The sequence below is a fragment of the Spirosoma gilvum genome, assembly GCF_054776815.1.
Map to the genome: position 1 here is coordinate 639113 of NZ_BAAHBH010000002.1, position 20121 is coordinate 659233.

Here is a 20121-nt window from a genome sequence, read left to right on the forward strand (position 1 = left end):
TTTAATTACCCATTAGCACCGAATGATATATTTTTTTTACTCTGGTTACTATTGAAATTCTATAATTCATAGTTTTAGGCCATTTTCCGCGCAAATTTAAGATTCTATGAAAAACACCATTTACGCTTCTATCTGTTTCTTCGTCTGGCTTTTTCTGGATGCTTGTTCTCTTCAAGACCACCAATTTCCTCCACAAACACCATGTTCACCCATAAGCGGTGTAGCGAGCTGTTACCGCTTTTCAGAAGGCGGTACTGATGGAAGCGGAAATAATAATACAGCTCAGGTGGTGGGTGCAACACCAACTACTGATCGATTTGAAACGCCTAATTCGGCCTATCAGTTTAATGGAGCCAATTCAGTGGTATATGTGGATAATATCGATTATGGTTCTACCATAACAATGGCTTGCTGGGTAAAAGCCGACAACTTCAATCAGGACGCCGTCATTATGTATTATGGAAATCCTAAGCTGAATGGCTTCGGCGTGATTATGAGCAATGGACTATGTAATAAAGGGAATAAACTGGCTGTCCTGCTGGGCGGTATAAGTTGTAATTTGGATAACTCCGGAGTGGTGTTTAATGATACAAACTGGCACCATGTAGTATTAGTAAAACAAGGGAATTCGTTTACGCTGTTTGTGGATGGTGTTCAGAAATCAACCGCTAGTGGACAATACACTGAGCCTACCAAACGACTTAATATTGGAGCCCATTTATTTCCAGCAGAGAATAGTGGGTATTTTGCAGGGAAAATTGATGATGTACAAGTATACAGCCGTACGCTTACTGTTAATGAAATAATGCAGGTATATTTGGCCCATTAAAGCTAAGGCTTTAACACAAACCATTTAAATCTGCAAACATATAGTAATTGTTGGTAGGTCATAAGTCCTTTAACAGCAATTGCCAATGATAAATAGTATGAGTACACAGCAGCAAAACCCAAACCCGGAAGGATCAATTGATGTCGAACTGAGCGAAGAGATTGCCGAGGGTGTCTATGCCAATCTGGCGATGATTGCGCATTCCAACAGTGAATTTATTCTTGATTTTATCCGCCTGATGCCGGGCGTTCCCAAAGCGAAAGTTAAAGCCCGGATTATCCTGACGCCTGAGCATGCCAAGCGATTATTGGATGCCCTTCGTGAAAACATAAGTCGCTTCGAAGAGGCTTACGGAGGCATTAACCAGCCAAATGACTCATTCCGGTTTCCATCCGGTGGTTTTGGCGGTCCCGTCGGGCAAGCATAAATGCAATTGTAGAGTTGTACGGCTATAAAGTTGTAGAGTTAACTACCAGGCGGCTAACTCTACAACTTTATAGCCGTACAACTCTACAACTTATATTATTTTTCCCTATCTTTGCACCTCAAAATTCGGGAAGACTGTTTTTTCGTAACCAAAATCAATAATGCCTACTATACAACAATTAGTGCGTAAAGGGCGTGAGAAGCTGATCGACAAGTCGAAATCACCAGCTTTGGATGCCTGCCCGCAACGTCGGGGTGTGTGCACCCGTGTGTACACAACGACGCCGAAGAAGCCAAACTCGGCTCTTCGTAAAGTTGCCCGGGTTCGTCTGACGAACGGCCGGGAAGTGAACGCTTACATTCCAGGTGAAGGCCATAACCTACAGGAGCACTCGATCGTGCTGATCCGGGGTGGTCGGGTAAAAGACTTGCCAGGTGTTCGTTATCACATCGTTCGGGGAGCCCTCGATACGGCTGGTGTAAATGGTCGTCTGCAAAGCCGTTCGAAATACGGTGCCAAACGTCCGAAACCAGGTCAGGCCCCAGCTAAAGGCGGCAAAGGTGCTCCTCCAGCAAAAGGTAAGAAAAAGTAAGAATGAATAATGTAAAATGTATAATGAAAAATGGCCTGCAACAGCCATCATTGTACATTGTTCATTAGTCATTATACATTAAAAAATTGACTGCCCGTTGAAAAACACGGCAGAGTAAGACCAAAAATCTGAAGAACACATGAGAAAGGCGAAACCGCCCAAGCGTTACGTGTTACCTGATCCAAAATTTAAGGAGGTCCTCGTAACCAAATTTGTTAATAACCTGATGTACGAAGGTAAAAAGAGCCTGGCGTACTCAATTTTCTACGATGCCCTCGATGTAGTAGCTAAGCGCACCAACGAAAACGGGCTCGATACGTGGAAAAAGGCATTGAATAACGTAATGCCATCAGTTGAAGTAAAAAGCCGTCGCGTCGGTGGAGCTACCTTCCAGGTACCAACCGAAGTACGGGCAGACCGGAAGGTCGCGGTAGGCATGAAATGGCTTATCCGGTACGCTCGTTCGCGGGGTGAAAAAACCATGGTAGACCGGTTAGCAGCCGAAATCGTTGCCGCTGCAAAAGGCGAAGGCGCTGCTGTTAAAAAGAAGGACGATACGCACCGTATGGCTGAAGCCAACAAGGCGTTCTCGCACTTCCGGTTCTAAACCAACTCAACAGTTCCAGTTCCCGAAGGCTGTTGAATCTGACAAAAGCCGCCCACTATTGGGTGGCTTTTGTTATTTTTGGCGCTATGACTACGTTAGAAAACGACATCCTCCGTGTTTCGATTCGCCCGAAAGGGGCTGAACTTACCTCGATTCTGCATAAACCGAGTGGTATTGAGCACCTCTGGCAAGCCGACCCAATGGTATGGAACTGGCACGCACCTAACCTATTTCCGGTGGTCGGTGGTTGCCTGAATAATCAACTGCTTGTCGATGGGAAAACATATCCGATTGAACGCCACGGATTTACTCGTCAGTCGGTTTTTGAAACCATCGAATCTTCGGCTACTCACGCTGTGTTTCAGTTGCGTTCAGGTAGCGCTACTCGCGTGCATTATCCGTATGCGTTTGAATTTCAGATCATCTATGAGATTGAGGAGTCTCAACTAACAGTGACCTATCGGGTTGTGAATGAAGATAATAAACCGATTTTCTTCTCCGTTGGCGCGCATCCGGCATTCAACGTTCCATTTTACGTAAACGAGAGTTACGAGGATTATTTTATTGAATTTGAAAAGGAAGAACCACTAGAAACCCATATGCTGTCGGCTGCGGGTTACTTTACGGGCGAAACTAGACCTGTTCCTACTGAAGGAAATCGATTGCCATTGACCCGGCATTTGTTTGATCAGGATGCGCTGGTTTTCAAAAACCTGGCTTCCCGTCGTGTTGCCATTCGGAGCGAACGCCATGATCATACCGTGACCGTACGTTTTCCAGATTTCCCTTATTTAGGACTATGGGCCAAACCGGGTGCCCCCTTTGTTTGTATTGAACCCTGGTTAGGCTGCGCCGACAGCGAAGGGGAACTCAAACCCATTCAGGAAAAAGAAGCTATCCAGAAAGTGGGCGAGGGAGATGTGTTTGAGGCTGCTTTTACGGTAGAAATCGTCTAACAGTTTACAGGCTTCTGTCTTTAGTCTTCAGTTCGCTGACGCATCAATAATACTTGCGTCAGCGAACTGAAGACTAAAGACAGAAGCCTGTAAACTACTATTGCGTTTCTTCAAGCGGGGTAAAGTCTTTGAACGTCCTTTTAATGGCTTTGTCTGATGAGTCTTTTTTGCTTTGCCAGTTGGCGTCCAACTCCAGGGCTACCAGACCGCTTAAACTCATTGAATTACGAAAATCGTCCAGCTTCTTGATGAATTCGTTACTACGTCGGGATGATTTCAGGGCAAATTCACGGGCAAATACATCGCCCTTATTCTGTAATTCGCTTTTCTTACCCAATACATAATTGTAGCGATCAAGCAGATCTTTCATCGATTTCCCAATGACTTCAGTGGCTTCGAGGGTACCCATGGTTAGAACCGCTGTGCCGCCAACCGCTGAAATAATCTTTTGAGAATTTGGGTCATTGGCCGTAATGGCGGGTGATACGCCCGTTATTGCTCCTAACGACGCATTAGCTACCGACCGATTGCGTTTTCCGCCTTTGGCTTTCCGGTAGTCGCGTTTGAGCTGTTCTTCCTTTTCGCTGAGCTGTTCCACTAATCCCCAGGCTTGTACTAGTGCCTGCCGGTATTGCGCATAGTAGTAGCGGTCTTTTTCAGCTTCGTTTACCGTATTGAGAATCGTAAATGTAATTCGTTTCTCTTCTCGGTTTTGCGCTTTATCCAGCACGTAAAACGTGATCTGAACATTCAGCGAATCATACGGATCTTTGACGAAATCATAGCCAGGCTGCCAGATAAATTCATATTGGTTATTCGTATTTTTGATCAGTGCTGATTTGGGAATGTTCTGATTATCCGATAAAAATCCGAAGGTCGAGACATCATCTTCTCCGTTGAGGTCAGATAGGTAGAATTTAAGGTTGACGGTAGCGTTCTCGCGGAGTTTGTAATGCGATTCTTTCGGAATAACGGATATATCGGGTGGTAGGTCCATCTGCGTCACCTCTACCTTAAGCCGACCTTTGGTACGCGCTTTAGAAGGCTGATCTTCTACCCAGAATTCGATGTACTGCGGGTTTTGTTTCAGCCGATTGAACTGATTCAATGATAAGGTCCAGGTTAGTTCGCCCTGCGACGAGAGTTTACTACCTTCCGGCATCTGATCCGTAATCGGAATGAATACGATTGGGTCCCCATCATCGTCATGCACTATTTGCGAATCCATTTTATAGGAATTCTGCGTTCGGTAGCTTACGTAAAACGGGCGTAACTCGTCGATCACCGGTGGGCGATTGACATGTTGCACTTTAAAGTCGACAGTATGTGAGGCTACTTGGCCATGACTGTTTCGTACCTCAAAGGTGACAGGGTAGGTTTTCGTTGTCTGAATCCGGTCGGCCAGATCGAAACCGGGCGCCCAGGTAAAATGGCCTAGCGAATCCAGATGCATGCCTTCTACTGGATCACTACCGAATGAAAATGCTAGTGTATCGGTTACTGAACCTGTCGCTTTTAGATCAAACCGGACGGATGTTCCTTCTGAAACGGTATTCCAGTTGTTTTGAGTTGGAAAGACGAGTTGTAATGGCTTTGATTCCTGTGCATAGCTGCTCACAAATGATATAAGAAGCAACATCAAGGATACTATACCGACAGTTCGGGTCATAAGGACGTTCGAGGGTAGTCTGTCATAAAAAACGCAAAAATACGACCAAGATTTCGTCTATCGGCTGATAATCGTCGGTTTTAAGATTTTTCTTATTTATTACTTCCTTTTACTCTGAAATAATTGGCTTTTTTTGAGTTTATACCCGTATGAAAACTATAATTAATTGATGATAATCTGCTAATGTATAAGGTGGGTTCTACTCATTCCTAAGAAACTCTCTGAAAATAGTTATTTGGGCTTTCTGAGCATCATGGGTAACATGGCAATATAGGTCTAAGTCGGAACGCAATGGTGGAACCAGTAGCCGTTTTTTGAAGAACCTAATTCTTCAATTGCATGTATCGAATTGCTTACCACCTCAAATAATGGCACTTCAAATCTGACCAACTTAAGGTGTACTGACATTAAAATCAACACTATATGTATGTCTTTTCTCTCCCAGGTAAAATACTTTTGGAAAAAAGGCCCTTCGGCTACCGATCAAGTTTGCCCGTAGAGCCGTTTGCCTACCATAGGGTATTTGGATTAATTGGCTTAAATCGATACAGCTGAAAGCGCAAATTGTCGAACATCAGGATGAGGAAGCGCTCAAAATGATGGAAGAAAAAATGTAGGTTTGCGGTTAATGGGTAAAAGGTTAATTTTCAGAGGACTGTTGGTGCTGTCTGGTTGGGCTATTTCTCAAAAAACGTGGGGGCAGATTGGGTCCGAAACACAGGGTGGACAGTTGGCAAGCTGGGTGGCGCTTGGCATCAATCAGGAACTGGGTACTCGCTGGGTGTCGGTAACCAATTTGGGCTTGGGTCGGCATAGCGGTGCTGATGACACCCAGCCTGTAGCCTATCAGGGTCTGAAGGTCATCTCTCAGGAATTCGTCTTTAAACTGACAAATCGCTGGAAATTGGCGCTTTCCGGCGGGTATACTAATCGAAGTTACTATTCGACTAAATTACCGGCGTTTCGCAATGAGATTCGGCCTGCGTTTCGCCTATATTACACCCACTATGCCGGTAAACTTGAGCTTATTCACCAGGCTCGTCAGGATTTTCGCTGGTTTTATACGCCCCAGTATAAACAATCCTGGGAAGTTCCTTTCGAATTAAGATTTCGGTACATGCTTCAGGCCAGGATGCCTCTGGGCCGTCAAAAGCAGAATTTTTTAATCCTAAGCAACGAAGTACTGGCTGCCATTGATAAGCAGAATCTTAGCAATCAGGAAGATGGGATACCAGCGTTTAAACCGTTCTTATTAACGGAAAACCGATTGGCTGGCTATTTTCGACATCAGACGAGAGGGGCCCTGAAACTGGATATTGACGTAGGTTTTTTATATCAAAACTACCGAAGTGAAGCCTCAAGTCCATTCAATACAACAATGACGATGATGATCGATTTGATTCTGCGCAATCCCTTCCAGCAAAGACATTTACGACATGAAGGCGAAGTCAATCCCTATGAAAAGTGATTTAGCTTTTAAACCGTTTACGGACGGTCGGCCGCTGCCGCCTGATGACTCACTTTAGTTTTGCCGCCCGGCTCGGGTACTACTACCTGAACGGTATTCAGAGCTACTCCAGCATGACAATCGGACGACCGAAGACGCTAGTTTTTTGGGTTCGTTGATGGCCTGTATCTCATTGGTGGCAATCAGCAACTCGGTAGTAATGACGGGGCCAACACCGGATACTGAGACTATCAGATCAAACAACCGCTCGGGCGGTCCCGTCTTTCAGTTGGCTTTCCCCAAACCCTATTGCCCATGTTAGGAGGCAAATTCAGCAAGTCCCAACATCATTTAGTTTTGAACCAACTGTAACCTTCTGGAAGAAAGACAGTTTCCAGCTCAATCCACTTACGGCTAAACTGCTTTTAACCAATCATGAAATCTATTTTTTTAACCGGGGTGATGGTCTTCTTACTTCACCTAACCTGCCGGGCTACCTGGTCAATTATCCTCATTGATGAGCGAAGCCAACAAATCGGGATCGCAGGAGCCTCTTGTACAAATGGCGAATCCAGTAAAGTCATTCCGAAGCGAATAGCATCATTAATCAGCTTTTCTCAAATAAGGCGCCTTCTTGAGATGGTTCTGTCCTCTGATTGAGTAAGTGATGAATTTTGTACGAAACGGTAAATCTACTCATCATGTAGATGGATGATGACTTGCTGAATATTCTAATAAATCCCTTATTCACTACGCAAGCTTTTTACAGGATTTATTAAAGCCGCTTTGATACTTTGATAACTCACTGTGAATAGAGTTACAGCCAAAGCCCCTACTCCTGAAGCCGCAAAAATCCACCACGACAGCTCTGTACGATACGCGTACTTCTGAAGCCAATTTCCCAGAAAATAATAGGAAATGGGCGTAGCAACGCAAAAGGCAATAAGGACCAATAGCAAAAACTCTTTTGAGAGCATTACCCATAGGTTGATGACTGATGCACCCAGTACTTTCCGAACGCCAATCTCTTTGGTACGCTGCTCGGCGGTAAAGGATGCCAGCCCGAATAAACCCAGGCAGGAAATAAATATAGCGAGCGTCGCAAAAAAAGCGGCTAGCTTGCTAATTCGTTCTTCGGTAGAAAACTTTAGCGCATATTCCTGATCGGCAAATTTATAGTCGAAAGGAGCTGTGGGAATGAGTTTCTTAAAGACCGCTTCAATCGTGGGTAAGGCTTCCGAAGCGCTTATTGTCGGCTTGATTCGGATATTAATCCAGTTATTAAAATTTTCTATTAGAAAAACAGTCGGAATGGTTGGCTCATAGGGCGACATTGAGACCATATCTTTCACCACACCCAAAATACTATAGGTTTTAGCGGGACGCCAGCCTGGTGACCAGGTTAGTATCTCCCCAACAGGTGATCCAGCCATTTCCATTAATTTGACAAAGGACTCGTTGACAACCAGTCCCATAGAATCTGACGTCAATCCTCGCTGAAAATCGCGTCCTGACATAAACTGCCAGCCTACTGTTTTACCATATTCTGGCGATACCGACAGCGTACCACAACCATTTGGGCAATTAATCTCAGTCCCTTTTCGAGAAAAGCCTGCATTCCACATCGTGATGTTAGTGACAGAACTCCTCGATTCGGCCACTTCCTCTATTACACCGGTATTTCGCAGTTCACTTCTGAGAAGCTCATGCTTTCCATTAAAATCATTGGTCTTCTTCTCAATCAACAAAAGGCCATCCCGACTATAGCCAATTGGCCTATTTTTAGCGTGCTGAAGCTGCCGGTAGACGATTGTTGTACTGATTATTAGTATAACAGATACAGTGAATTGCATGACGACCAGTACTTTACGTGGGGTGACGCCTAATTGCCCCAGCCGAAACGCACTTAGGCCAACCGTTCCCTTAAGCACTTTAACGGGCTGAAACGACGATAAATAGAGCGCCGGATAGCTACCCGCTACAAAGCCTGCCAGCAGCATAAAGCCTAGACTGATCAGCCAGAAATAAGGAGCAGTCCAGGGAATAGCCATTTGCTTGGCGGCAATATCATTAAACAGTGGCAACGCAATCAGTGTGAGCAGGAGTGATAGGCCAAAGGCCAGTATAACTACTAAATACGATTCGCTAAAGAATTGGCCAATCAGTTGCCCTCGACGTGACCCTACCGCTTTGCGAATGCCAACTTCCTTGGCGCGTTTTTCGGAGCGGGCCGTACTCAGATTCATGAAGTTGATACAAGCCAACAGCAGCACAAACACACCAATGCAACCGATCAACCAGACCATCTGCACTGGGCTATTATCGGTCATATCACGACCTCCACGCAGATGCCACTGGCTCATAGGTAGTAGGCGAATTTGTGGGTGCCGTGCGATCTGCTCCTGCTTACCTTGTAGTTTTTTGAGATTACTTAGTTCGATATCTTTAATGAGACTAGAAACCTGATCAAAATCCGCCTGGGGTTGTAGCTGGGCGTAAGTATAGACAAACCAATTGTCCCAGCCCTGTTCCTTTACCCATGGGTTTACGGAGGTCCATAAACTAAAGGGAGCGAAGAATTTTACATCACGAAACTCTGTATTATAGGGTAAATCTTCGTAAATCCCCGTCACCCGTGCATCCATAGTAGCATTGACCTTGACCACTTTGTTCAGCGGGTCAGTATTGCCAAAGAGGGCCTGTGCTGCTGAGGCTGACAGGATGATCGAATGGGGGTCGGCAAGGCTGTTTCGAGTCCCTTCAAGCATGTTTAGCGCCAGCATATCCGGAGCACCAGATTCGATAAACTGCCCCATTTGCGTGAGTTTCGTTTCGCCAACTGTCAGTATATAATCATTTGGCTGTAAGGCTAATAAGATATGCTTGAAATAATCCCCATACTTGGTTTTAAGCTCACCAGCTATTGGATAGGGTAAATACGTTCCCCGGTAGGGCTTCTTTTCACTGGTAATACCTTGCTCGGTGACCTTAGCCACGCGATTATAAGTTTGGTGGTAGGTATTAAACGATAATTCGTCCCATAGCCAAAGTCCATTGAGTATAGCTACGGCCATGCCTACTGCCAACCCACCAATGTTAATGGCCGAGTATCCCTTGTTTCGGGATAGGTTTCTGAATGCGATTTTGAGATAGTTCTGGAACATGTTCGGATTGAGTAGTGATGGCGCTGAATTTAAATCCGTCAACTGTGCTCGCAATTGGTGGCGAATAAAGTAAGGTCGACAAAATCGGATGACTTCCCAGATATAGCGCCGTCGTGCCGTCGATTTACCCAGCCGAGCTACCTGCTCCTCAAACTGTTCATGCAAGTCGCCGAGTAGTTCTTCCTGAAGCTCGACTGGACAGATAAACCGGAGTAACCGATCTGCCCAGGCTGGCGGTCCGTCGTTACGGGGCAAAGGGGTAGGTGGACGTTGTGCCATGGTTTACGAAACGGCCAGGTTGGGAATAGATCTCCAGAGGTCATTGCGGACTTGCCGCAGTTCATCCAGAGTTCGTTTGCCGTAAGCCGTGATCGAGAAAAGTCGCTTACGACGACCTCTCCGAGCGGTCGTAGCCCCGCCCAGATCTGATGTGACAAAGCCTTTTTCTTCCAGCCGATACAAGGCGACATGGATGCCACTGAGGTTAATGGACCGGTCGGTACATTGTTTTAATTCTTCAGCGATAGACAGCCCATAAGCTCCCCCATTGAAGTTGGCCACCATTAACAGGACGAGTTCTTTAAATTCCCCCAGATACATTCTACCCATGGTGTCTCTCGGATCGATTTATTTTCTTATTATTTGCTAAACAAATCAAATGCCACACTGATAACTATCAGTTTATCAGTAGCTTGTAGGGAATTTTCTTGACTTTAGTTGTCCGAAAACGTACAGGTGATGTCCGCTGGCGAACTATAGAGATGAGCGAATATAGACCCACTGTCAGTACCGGAAGTCGTAAACTAACCTACCTTCATTAAAAACGATAAGCTATTGAGCCGACTTTCTTTTATGAGTCCAATAGGGGAGTTGGAGCGCAAACTTGCGTACTACCTGTTGTAACCTACGATTTCCTTCATCTCAAAAAAGCTCCCGCTTGAAACGAAGAGGCTATGTTTCGCTAAATAAGATATAATTACTGGGCTGGCTGGTATCAAATAAGCAGTTAAGCCTGTTCTTTACTAACTAGTCTAAGTTGTGTGAAAGTTGGTTGATAGAAACACAAAAAAGACATAGCGTAGAGCAAGCGTACCTTTGAGCCGGGCCGCCGGAACGGTCAAATTACAATGCGGTTTCCAAAGAAGATTCATGCCGTCACTGAAGCAGTGTTTCTCATCAAAATCGTCTTGTTTCTTCTAGCGTATGCTCTCGAAACAAACTTTTGACATACAGGGCTTTCCCGCTAACTCGGAGTTCAACGAGGTGGCCTTTATTGCCCCTGGGAATTGCTGCTGGCTTCCTACGATTACATTCGTGACCGCCAGCAAGACTAGAACAACGACTTTCTGCAGATCTATGTCCACCTCGCTCCCCATACCTCCTTTGAGCGGGTTTCGGCCCGCATCAAAACTCTAAAACAAGCGCATGTCGATCCTCAACAGGCGGCCTTCAAGCCAACCCTGTTTTTGCAACCCATGCGCGATTGGCACTTATTTTCTACGTATGAAAATGGCGCTGTGGTCACCAGCCCAGCCCTCCGCTATGTCTGGGTGTACGGACTGATTGGTCTGTTTGTACTGGGCTTAACCAGCATCAATTATGTGAATTTGGCCACGGCCCGCAGTCAAAAACGATCTCGAGAAGTCGGCATCCGCAAAGCTATTGGGTCGATGCGTCGCCAATTGATGAACCAGTTTTTTACCGAATCCTTATTGACAGTCACCATCGCCTTAGTTCTCGCCCTTGTCGATGTAGAACTAGCTTTACCCTGGTTTAATTATGTGGCAGACAAACACCTGGCTCTGTTGTGGAGATACCCCGTTTTTTGGGCCTTGATTGGCGCTTTCCTACTGGTCACCAGTTTGCTATCCGGCATATATCCGACGCTTTTTCCATCCTCATTTCAACCCATTCGTGTTTTAAAGGGTAACTGGTTGGCTGGCCGCGGAGAGGCCGCTCCTCGGAAGGTGCTGGTTGTCATTCAATTTTCGGTTTCCACCATCCTGCTTATTGGTACGCTGGTTGTGTACCGGCAAATTCAGTTCGCTAAAGACCGTCCCGTAGGCTATTCACGTCAAAACCTGCTCGAATTCCGCAAAAGTACATCTGAATTTGATGGCAAATCTGAGCTGATTATGGCCGAGTTGCTCAAAACAGGCCTGGTGATTCAGGTAGCGGAATCTTCTAGCCGGGTGACCGACATTGGAGCCATGAACGGTGGTTTTAGCTGGTGTGGAAAAGATCCGGCTTTAAATCCTAGTTTTGGTACCGTACGGGTGAGCGCTGATTATGGTAAAACCATTGGTTGGCAGTTTGTGGCTGGGCGGGATTTCTCCAGTACCTTGGCGACGGATTCGGCGGGTTTGGTTCTCAATGAAGCCACTGTTGACGAAATGGGGTTAACAAACCAATCCGGAGAATCGCCAGTAGGTGAACTAATCCGCTGGAAGAGCGACTTTAATGAGGTGGGCACCTTCAAGATTCTGGGAGTGGTCAAGAATATGGTCATGAAATCGCCCTTCGAGCCCATTAAACCTACTATTTTTTATTTGCAGGGCTACCAAGGCTTCCTGTTTGCCAAACTTAAACCGCATTGTCAATGCAGTCAACCACAGTATCGATCTATCGTCGATGCTGTGGTTGATTTTGCCTTTCTCAACAATCGCCCGAATTATAGGTACTTAAACCTCACTTCGTCTCAAGTGGGAGGGTATTATAAAATAGGGACTCATCCTACCGATCGGCCTACGAAATTGAGACAGTGAGCTACTGATCGGACGCACTAGTGTCCTTGCCAATACCCAGTACCCAGCTAAAGGCTCCTTCCCCATCCGCCCGAACGACGCCTTTGATCAGAATACGGACCTCTTGGCCATGCCGGTCAATAGAAAGCTCTTGCTCAAAGGGCTCCATCGAGCCAAGCATCAGCTCGACTAAACGCTGGGCCGAGGCCTGATCAGCCGCTGTGGCTCGGCTCAGATACGTTTGCGTCGAGACAGGACTCCCCAACTCGAGGCCAAATAACTGGTACATGCCCGTCGACCAGAAAAAACTCCCCGTGGATCGATCATAATCCCAACTGCCGATAGCGGCTAACGCTTCGGTTTCCTGTAACAAAGTCAGGTTTTTGATCAAGGCCTGCTCGGCCTCCACCCGCTCGGTGATGTCGGTAAAAAAACACAACAGCGTGTCATACCCCTGGCTGGTGATGTGCACCTGGAACCAGCGTCCATCCTGGGGTAACTGATAATCGATGCGCAGGTTCTGTCCATCCATGGCGACCTGGTTGTAGTAAGCGCGCAGGTCGTCGCCCTGGGGGAACACCTCTTGACAGTTTTTACCTACCAGTTCCTGCGGAGTAGCCCCCAACAGTGATGCCGCTACGGAATTAACCAGCTGATAGCAAAACGCAAGGGGATGTCCCGTCGAATCCCGGATAATCCGATACAGGATAAGGCCGAGCTGACTATCTTGAATCAGGGCCTGTAGCAGTTGGTCAGTTGGTAGAAGCAGACTGGTGGTCATGGGGATCAGAGTCGATTAATAAAGGGCTACCGTGGTACTTTACGTTCTAGACGGAGCAAGAGTCTACGGGTTACCGACTAGCCGCTAAGCCAATTTTGTAGGCCTGCTGGGGGGAGTCATTTAGGCAACCTGATTTGCTCTGAAAAGTTACTAAAATTCTTACTTCACGAAGATTCCCGGCCAACAAAAGCAGCTATTTGAAGCTTAAAGCCTTTTCCTCCCACCGATTGATAGACTTCAATCTGACTCAACAGGTCCATTGACTTCAGCATGGGGGCATTCGCGATCATTGAACAACAACTGGAACCACCGCTTATCCCGATTGCAGTACGTCATCGATAGGCGTATCTTCCACCAAAAAGAGCAGTCGGTCAGAAAGGGGTTGATTCAGGGATTGACGTCGTTTTTCTTTCCGGTAGTAGGAAATGGCTACATTCAAGGCAATGCGGATAAATCCAGGTAGAATACTGGTCAGAATAGGTATCTAAAGCTTTCCATAGTTGAAGTACGATGTCCTGCACCAGATCCTGTCGATCCTCGGGTTGGGGGCAATAAGCCCGGGCGATGGGGTAGATGATGCCTTTATGGGTCTGTAGAACGGCGAGGAATCGCTCAGTTTTAGGCGTTGATGGCATGGGCGACTGGTTTGTCTAATTATTCGCAGACCAAGGGAGAAAATCACAAGGTTAGGCAAAAATATTTTTGGCGCTCTTCAAGATGGGTAGGTGGAAAGGTGCCCTATGAAGCTTACTATCTCTTAAAACACCCCATTTGAGAAACAGATACATGGAAACTCCTGCGTCTTAAGTAGGAGCTTTCTTGTGAGACTATGTATTGAACCTGCAAGATCGACAGATGCAGCCTCTGTACACTTTCGTTTGCCAACCTCCAGTAACAGTAAAAGCGGAACAGCTTAGGTTGCTTGAAACGGCCACCGATTATCCGCTCTTTGTTCCTTTTGTCCGTTTCAACAACACCTGGCTGAACCTATGGCTAGCTTTGCCCTAAATGTATCAACTAACGATGACTAGTTTTTCCTTCCCTTGCCTCAGTTGATCAGTCTGCTTTGCTGGGTAATCAGCGCTACAGGTATCCTCAACGCGATGGATAAGGATCAAATCTGGTAGAATGCTTTTTGGTTTAGCTCTTAGCAGTATCTTAACTACGAACCGATGAATAGCTTGGATTGCCTGATTTTGGTACTACTGGTACTAACGACGGTCTATGCAATAGTCGCTTTTAAGCGGGCCAATAGCCTGTTCACCCGCTCAATTGGCTTATTGGTCCTATTAGTAGTGATTCAATTGTTTTGGAAAGGTTTCTATTGGCAATACATGCCAGCCTATTGGCAACTCGGTTTGTTGATCATCATAGCCTATCTCAACTCAGTATCCTATCGAAGACTTCAGCATATTAGCTTAGGGGTGTTGCTGGTGGTTGCCTTGATGCCTTGGGCTATGTTTTTACCTGTCCCTAGTTTAACAGAACCTTTAGGCAAGTATGCTGTGGGAACCCAAGTTTTTCGCTGGGTGGATTCAACCAGAACTGAACAAATAACCACAGACCCCTTTGACAAACGAAATGTCATTGTCCAAGCCTGGTATCCAGCAAAGCCCAACGAAAAAGGTATCCACTCAATGTATCTGGATGGGTTGCCTAATTTGCCGCCCAGGGTGAGTGTTCTACCGAGCTTTTTACTGGACCATTACGATCAAATGGATACTTATGCGGTATCGAAGGCAACCCCCGCTAAAGCTCGACAAAAATGGCCTGTTGTGCTTTTTCTACCGGGCTATGGAGCCGCACGTGCGTTTTATACGAGTCTTGCTGTTGGCCTGGCCAGTCATGGCTACGTGGTTTTCTGTCTGGATCATCCTTATGAATCAGCCATTACTGGGCTAGCTAACGGGAAACTGGCCACCACGATTGAGAACTTTCAACCGGGTGCTCCAGACCGACTTGGCTTTATGAAAAATCGGCTCGACATCCGGGTGGCCGATGTGCGGTTCGTACTCAACCAATTAGAAAGTAAACAATCTTCCCCTACTTTCTTCTCTTCACTTGACCTGAATCGGATTGGTATCGCTGGTCATTCCTTTGGGGGAGCCACGGGTGGTGCTGCGATGGCTCATGATTCACGAATTAAAGCAGCGGTCAATATAGATGGCACCCTGTACGGCGGATTGCCCAAATCGAGGGGGGCTCGTCCGTTTCTATTAATCGAAAGTCATAAAGATAAAATCGGTCGTTTCGCCCGATATGAAGCCGGCAATCAGTTGTTATTCAAGCAATTTGGGGGTGGTCATCGTTACGAACTGACCGATGCCGACCATTACAGTTTTACGGATGTGCCGCTCCTCTTAGCCCCTCCTGCCCGCCTGTTGGCAGGTTACGCCTTAAGCTTTGGTCAAGTACCAACAAAAACGCATCGGGCAACCGTCAGCCTATTGGCAGCGTTTTTTGATCATACGTTAAACGGTAGTCCGTCCCAGCTTGACGCGGTTGCCAGCCGTTATGCGGGTATTGTCAGCAAACAAGTTGTTTACTAACGTTTACCTAAGCTACAGCTGTACAGGTCCGGTTCATTTTGTTGCCGTCAATGCTATCCGCCGGATTTAGCTCACTCATTAACTACTCAACGTTTAGCGAGTTAACTGGCCTCAGTCTGTCCCCCTATTTTTACGAGGCCAATTTGTGTACTTTCCGAGGAAGTACGACAGGTCGGTTGTATCGCGTAAAACACCACATTGATCACCTTTGTCTTATGAGGGAGCGTTTTATGATACTATCAGTGAAGTTAACCAAAGCTCTTCCTTTAGCGCTTGTACTTATGCTTTACTTTTTAGCTGAACCTCAATGTCCGGCTTTCGATGGAGCAGTTCAGCGATGAAGTTCATCTTATCCTCAGGAGAGATCAGCACGCTATCGAATCGATTATAGACTATTTCAATTCGATCCAGCGATAGAGCAGGGGAACTGATGGGGTTTCGGGTTTCGATAATCTTTCTGATTGAAGTATAAGGCAGCTCTTTGCGGAAGAAAAAGCCTGATTGAATTTTAAGCGTGTACTCATCTAGTTTATAGTGTGTCGTCAAAAATAGGTGGGCAATCGAAAGTGAAACAAACAAGATAATGCCCGCTCCGGCCCAAAGCCCTTTAACAATCATTAAGCAACCTATAGCAACCAGTAAACCAGCTAAGGGAATCGCTAGCTCAAGCCCAACTTTCGATTTATAAGTTTTCATCGTTTCACCTTTTCATCGTTCTGCATCGCTGCCTAAGAGTAAGATAGGAAAAAGCGGCAACAATAGTGAAGCTATGAATAAAATAACATTAATTATTTGTTTCAGTGGTGAACGGTTTATGAGATTTAAATAAAAAACTATACCCAAGAATCAGTAGTATATAAAATGTTAGTATATTTAAACATGAATACTACTTCGCACCAGCTACTTAAGGGCAGTCTTAGTGCCATCATCATTAAACTGCTGGCCCAGACCGAGTGGATGTACGGCTATGAGATCTGCCAGAAAGTAAAGCAACTCACCGATGGCCAGCTTAAAATTACCGAAGGAGCTCTCTATCCCGCTTTGTACAAACTTGAAGCCGATGGCATGCTGATCACCAAAACCCAAATCGTCGACGGTCGAGCCCGTAAATACTATGCCATTGCCCAGGATCAACAAGGTAACGCGGTGGATAAACTCGCTCAGATTGAGCTGTTTCTCCATCAGTTGCAACGCATACTTACTCCCAGTGATCTCAATCTTCTTCATACTACCTAATCAACCTCACCGCTATGACACAGGCCCAACAGGCTCGCATTACTACCTTTCTGACTCAGAAATGTCAGTTAATTGAAACCGTCTTTATCCAGGAGATGACCGATCACTTTGTTGTTTCCGTGGAAGCCAGGATCGCCGACTCACTTTCTTTTGAGGAGGCCCTTCAGCACACGATTAATGACTTTGGTGGACCCACTCACATCCAGAAGATGGAATGGACCTATCGGAAGGTGTTTTTGAGAAGTTTGTTCCGGGACTGGTGGGCACTGGTGAAAAGTCAATTCGCTACGCCCAAACGAGTTCGAACGCTGCTGGTAGTCAGCCTGGTTACGTTTGCAAACTTGTATGTTGGCTTCATGGCTGATTTTTTAGGGGCATCTGGAGAGAATATTCTATGGAATTCAGCTCAATGGGTGAGTGGTCTATGGGTTATGATGCTGAGCTGGTTTTTACTTCAACGGGTTGCTCCCCGGCTTAAGAAAGTGGGTGTAGTCCGCTTCCCCACCTTGTTGATCCGGTTGTTTACGTATTTCTTGTGGGTTGGTACTTTGTTTCTTTATTCAGGCATTAGTAGTCTGGAGATGTCCTTGTTGGTGAAAGGCTTAATTTATTCCGCCCTGTGGTCAACGGCGGCTACCTTGTATCTGGGGCTCTTGGATTTCTCGATGCAAACATCCCCTGACTCGTCGTACCAAACCAGGTAGATACTAGTTACCCAAACGGGTTACTGATTTAATAAACGCCCGAATTATAGATAATCAAATCTCTCGTCGTCTCAGTTGGGAGCGTTTTTGCAAGACAATGATTTTTCACTATCTATCCAAACAAACCAGTCTCATGAATACTATCCTGCTTTGTTTTCCAGGCTAAACGTCAGCTCCTGACAAGCATCAACGCTATGCAGCAGATCCATTTGTAGTTTGACCTTGACCACAACCTGAATTGACGATACAGCCCGTCCTACTCGGGTGAAGTCGTGGTGAGCCGCGAACGGGCCGCCGATTGACGGGGAAGTAAGAAGGAAACTATAGACTGGAAAGAGCCTCCAATTGCGAATGAGTCAACCTGAAAAGAGAAAGGCCGAACTGAAATTCATTTTCAGTTCGGCCTTTCTCTTTTCAGGTTGACTATGGATCTTTTCCACCTCATCGGCCAAATCTTTGAGCTGGGCAGTATACAGGTCAATTTTGCGATCTCAAGCAAACAACATCGTCTAAATGAACGCACTTGTCAAAACGTTTCTTTTGTTCGCTAGTGTAACCCAGCTAGGACTCACCGCTTCGGCACAAACTTACCGCAACAGCATCGGGCTGTCTATAGGCACATTCCGGCTTCATTCACTTGATGAGCAAGCCTCTCCGCTTCGGTATACCGGTCTGGTTAAACCACTGTTTGGGCTATCCTATCGTCATCATTCCGAAAATTCACACCTCAATCTGCGGCTGTCCGGTGGGGCAGGTACTATGAACCCCCAGCGTTTTGGTGCCCGGACGTACACAACAAAGTTTGGCGACGGCAACTCCTATACGTACCAGATTTCGTCAGAATTGTATCATGTAAATCTCGAAGTGGATTACCTCCGGCGCATCGGTCCGGCTGAACCAACCCGGTTTACTACCTGGGTAGGCGGTTCTTTTCAGGAGTCACTGCTGTATGCCGATGAAGTGGCTAATTTCCCCTGGGTCGTCAATACTGCCACGCTGTCGCCCATCATCCAGAGTGATTATATGTTTGCCGCAAACCACAGCCTGACCTTACGGGTAGATATGGCCGTTGTGGGCTTGATCACCCGCGCCATTTGGGCCAGCTTCCCTAAGTCTGCGAGGGACAATAACGTTACCGCCTATTTTAAGCAGGGTACGCATCCCGCCACAGTGAATAGGCTGGGCAATATGAACGTACAGTTTGGGTATTCATATCGCATCAGCCCACGGTTTAGTATGGGAGCCACGTACCGTGCTCGTTATCTATCCTATCCGGGCCCGCGCCCGATTCGCGCCCTGACCAGTTCTGTCTCCCTGGAGGGCGAAGTCCATTTTTAAGTAACAATACAGACGACCACGAACAATACGACCATGAAAAATCTCCGCACATTCTTCTTTTTGTTGTGGGTTAGTACCCTGTTCACTTCCTGCTCCAACCGACTTATCGGTCCCCAATTACCCAATACGCCCATCACTAATTTCGACCATCTGTGGGGTGAATATGATAAACTGTATGGGGCTTTTGAGCCGAAAAACCTCGACTGGAACACCCTCTATCAAACCTATCGGCCGCAAGTAAATCAGCAGACGACCGATGCGGAACTCTACCGGGTACTGGTGGCTCTTCTCAATCACCTCGATGATAACCACGTTTATCTGCGACCAACTGCCAATACGCAACTACCCTGGTACAATGGGGGCATTCTGGGACGTACTCAGGTAACGGATTATGATGGCACCGTGGTAAAACGATACCTGACCGAAAGCCGAACCATTAGCCGCGAATTTGTCTGCGGCAAATTACCTGACAAGGTGGGTTATATACTGCTGAAAGGCTTTGAACAGAATATAGATACGTATGAGAAAACAATGGATTCGGTTCTAACCTACCTTCAGGACACAAAGGGCTTAGTCATTGATCTGCGTGAAAATGGGGGTGGGGAAGACCGGGTAGGACAATACATCGCGAATCGATTTGCGACGGAACGTCACCTAGCCTTCACCGCCCGCTTGCGCAATGGTCCCCGACATACTGATTTTGGGCCCGAACTGCGTTTTTACACCGAGCCAGCCGGCCGTTTTCAATACATCAAACCAATCGTTGTGCTCACCAATAGAATGACTTACAGTACGGGTGAAACATTTATGCTGGCCATGCTTCAGAACAAAACCGTAACGCAGGTAGGCGACGTAACGGGCGGTGCTTTTTCGGACGCGGTAACGCGTGATTTACCCAATGGCTGGAGCTTCCGGGTTCCTATTGCCGACGTACGGGACGCTAATGGTCATAGCCTCGAAGGTATCGGTATTATGCCTAAAGTGGTCGTTACGAATAAGCCCGAAGAACTAAAAGCGGGCCACGACCGGGCGCTGGAAACGGCCCTTGAGTTGCTCCGCTAAGCCTACTCACGTATAT

At 46.5% G+C, this 20121-nt stretch carries 18 protein-coding genes and 1 pseudogene; 12 read left to right on the plus strand and 7 right to left on the minus strand.

All coding sequences use genetic code 11. From position 1 onward, the window contains the following. Window positions 1-106: 106 nt before the first annotated feature. The 5 genes from ACYVFD_RS07365 to ACYVFD_RS07385 all read left to right on the plus strand — a co-directional run bounded on the left by ACYVFD_RS07365 (window position 107) and on the right by ACYVFD_RS07385 (window position 3411). Window positions 107-829 (plus strand): LamG domain-containing protein, encoded by a 723-nt coding sequence (locus ACYVFD_RS07365; protein ID WP_461089151.1) that lies wholly within the window; start codon window positions 107-109, stop codon window positions 827-829. A gap of 85 nt (window positions 830-914) precedes the next feature. Beyond that, window positions 915-1256, plus strand: coding sequence for a DUF3467 domain-containing protein (locus ACYVFD_RS07370; protein ID WP_461089152.1), 342 nt, complete (start codon window positions 915-917; stop codon window positions 1254-1256). Between the two features lie 160 nt (window positions 1257-1416). Further along, complete coding sequence (rpsL, locus tag ACYVFD_RS07375) at window positions 1417-1848, plus strand: 30S ribosomal protein S12 (RefSeq protein WP_020594858.1); 432 nt, start codon at window positions 1417-1419, stop codon at window positions 1846-1848. 139 nt (window positions 1849-1987) lie between these two features. Then, complete coding sequence (gene rpsG / locus ACYVFD_RS07380; protein WP_461089153.1) at window positions 1988-2455, plus strand: 30S ribosomal protein S7; 468 nt, start codon at window positions 1988-1990, stop codon at window positions 2453-2455. Between the two features lie 86 nt (window positions 2456-2541). Continuing rightward, entirely contained in the window at window positions 2542-3411 is an 870-nt protein-coding gene (locus ACYVFD_RS07385) for an aldose 1-epimerase family protein (RefSeq protein ID WP_461089154.1), read from the plus strand. 97 nt (window positions 3412-3508) lie between these two features. Here the strand turns inward: ACYVFD_RS07385 and ACYVFD_RS07390 are convergent, their stop codons facing one another. Further along, the gene (locus ACYVFD_RS07390; RefSeq protein WP_461089155.1) at window positions 3509-5080 is read right to left on the minus strand and encodes a hypothetical protein; all 1572 of its coding nucleotides are present in this window, start codon (window positions 5078-5080) and stop codon (window positions 3509-3511) included. Between the two features lie 628 nt (window positions 5081-5708). Here ACYVFD_RS07390 and ACYVFD_RS07395 point away from each other — a divergent pair. Continuing rightward, window positions 5709-6548, plus strand: coding sequence for a DUF2490 domain-containing protein (locus tag ACYVFD_RS07395; protein WP_461089156.1), 840 nt, complete (start codon window positions 5709-5711; stop codon window positions 6546-6548). Between the two features lie 722 nt (window positions 6549-7270). Here ACYVFD_RS07395 and ACYVFD_RS07400 read toward each other — a convergent pair. Both ACYVFD_RS07400 and ACYVFD_RS07405 read right to left on the minus strand, forming a co-directional pair. After that, window positions 7271-9970 (minus strand): FtsX-like permease family protein, encoded by a 2700-nt coding sequence (locus ACYVFD_RS07400; RefSeq protein ID WP_461089157.1) that lies wholly within the window; start codon window positions 9968-9970, stop codon window positions 7271-7273. A gap of 3 nt (window positions 9971-9973) precedes the next feature. Next, on the minus strand, window positions 9974-10300 hold the full coding sequence (locus ACYVFD_RS07405) for a PadR family transcriptional regulator (RefSeq protein WP_461089158.1): 327 nt from the start codon (window positions 10298-10300) through the stop codon (window positions 9974-9976). Window positions 10301-11166: 866 nt separating this feature from the next. Here ACYVFD_RS07405 and ACYVFD_RS07410 point away from each other — a divergent pair. Then, complete coding sequence (locus ACYVFD_RS07410) at window positions 11167-12456, plus strand: FtsX-like permease family protein (protein WP_461089159.1); 1290 nt, start codon at window positions 11167-11169, stop codon at window positions 12454-12456. Window position 12457: 1 nt separating this feature from the next. Here the strand turns inward: ACYVFD_RS07410 and ACYVFD_RS07415 are convergent, their stop codons facing one another. From ACYVFD_RS07415 to ACYVFD_RS07425, 3 genes and pseudogenes are all read right to left on the minus strand, one after another. Continuing rightward, entirely contained in the window at window positions 12458-13216 is a 759-nt protein-coding gene (locus tag ACYVFD_RS07415; RefSeq protein WP_461089161.1) for a PAS domain-containing protein, read from the minus strand. Between the two features lie 313 nt (window positions 13217-13529). Further along, on the minus strand, window positions 13530-13655 hold the full coding sequence (locus tag ACYVFD_RS07420) for a hypothetical protein (protein WP_461089463.1): 126 nt from the start codon (window positions 13653-13655) through the stop codon (window positions 13530-13532). Window positions 13656-13677: 22 nt separating this feature from the next. Next, window positions 13678-13851 (minus strand): annotated as a pseudogene (locus tag ACYVFD_RS07425) (RNA polymerase sigma factor); the annotation flags it as partial. Between the two features lie 537 nt (window positions 13852-14388). Between ACYVFD_RS07425 and ACYVFD_RS07430 the strand changes: the two are divergent. Then, window positions 14389-15765 (plus strand): alpha/beta hydrolase family protein, encoded by a 1377-nt coding sequence (locus tag ACYVFD_RS07430; RefSeq protein WP_461089162.1) that lies wholly within the window; start codon window positions 14389-14391, stop codon window positions 15763-15765. Between the two features lie 279 nt (window positions 15766-16044). On the opposite strand, the gene ACYVFD_RS07435 is transcribed toward ACYVFD_RS07430, so the two are convergent. Then, complete coding sequence (locus tag ACYVFD_RS07435; protein ID WP_461089163.1) at window positions 16045-16461, minus strand: PH domain-containing protein; 417 nt, start codon at window positions 16459-16461, stop codon at window positions 16045-16047. Window positions 16462-16644: 183 nt separating this feature from the next. Here ACYVFD_RS07435 and ACYVFD_RS07440 point away from each other — a divergent pair, with 183 nt between their 5' ends. The 4 genes from ACYVFD_RS07440 (at window position 16645) to ACYVFD_RS07455 (ending at window position 20105) form a co-directional block, all read left to right on the plus strand. Beyond that, on the plus strand, window positions 16645-17001 hold the full coding sequence (locus ACYVFD_RS07440; RefSeq protein WP_461089164.1) for a PadR family transcriptional regulator: 357 nt from the start codon (window positions 16645-16647) through the stop codon (window positions 16999-17001). Between the two features lie 14 nt (window positions 17002-17015). Continuing rightward, window positions 17016-17705, plus strand: coding sequence for a hypothetical protein (locus ACYVFD_RS07445; protein WP_461089165.1), 690 nt, complete (start codon window positions 17016-17018; stop codon window positions 17703-17705). A 513-nt stretch (window positions 17706-18218) separates the two neighbouring features. Continuing rightward, entirely contained in the window at window positions 18219-19043 is an 825-nt protein-coding gene (locus tag ACYVFD_RS07450) for a hypothetical protein (RefSeq protein ID WP_461089166.1), read from the plus strand. Window positions 19044-19076: 33 nt separating this feature from the next. Further along, the gene (locus ACYVFD_RS07455) at window positions 19077-20105 is read left to right on the plus strand and encodes a S41 family peptidase (RefSeq protein WP_461089167.1); all 1029 of its coding nucleotides are present in this window, start codon (window positions 19077-19079) and stop codon (window positions 20103-20105) included. The last annotated feature ends 16 nt before the right edge of the window (window positions 20106-20121 follow it).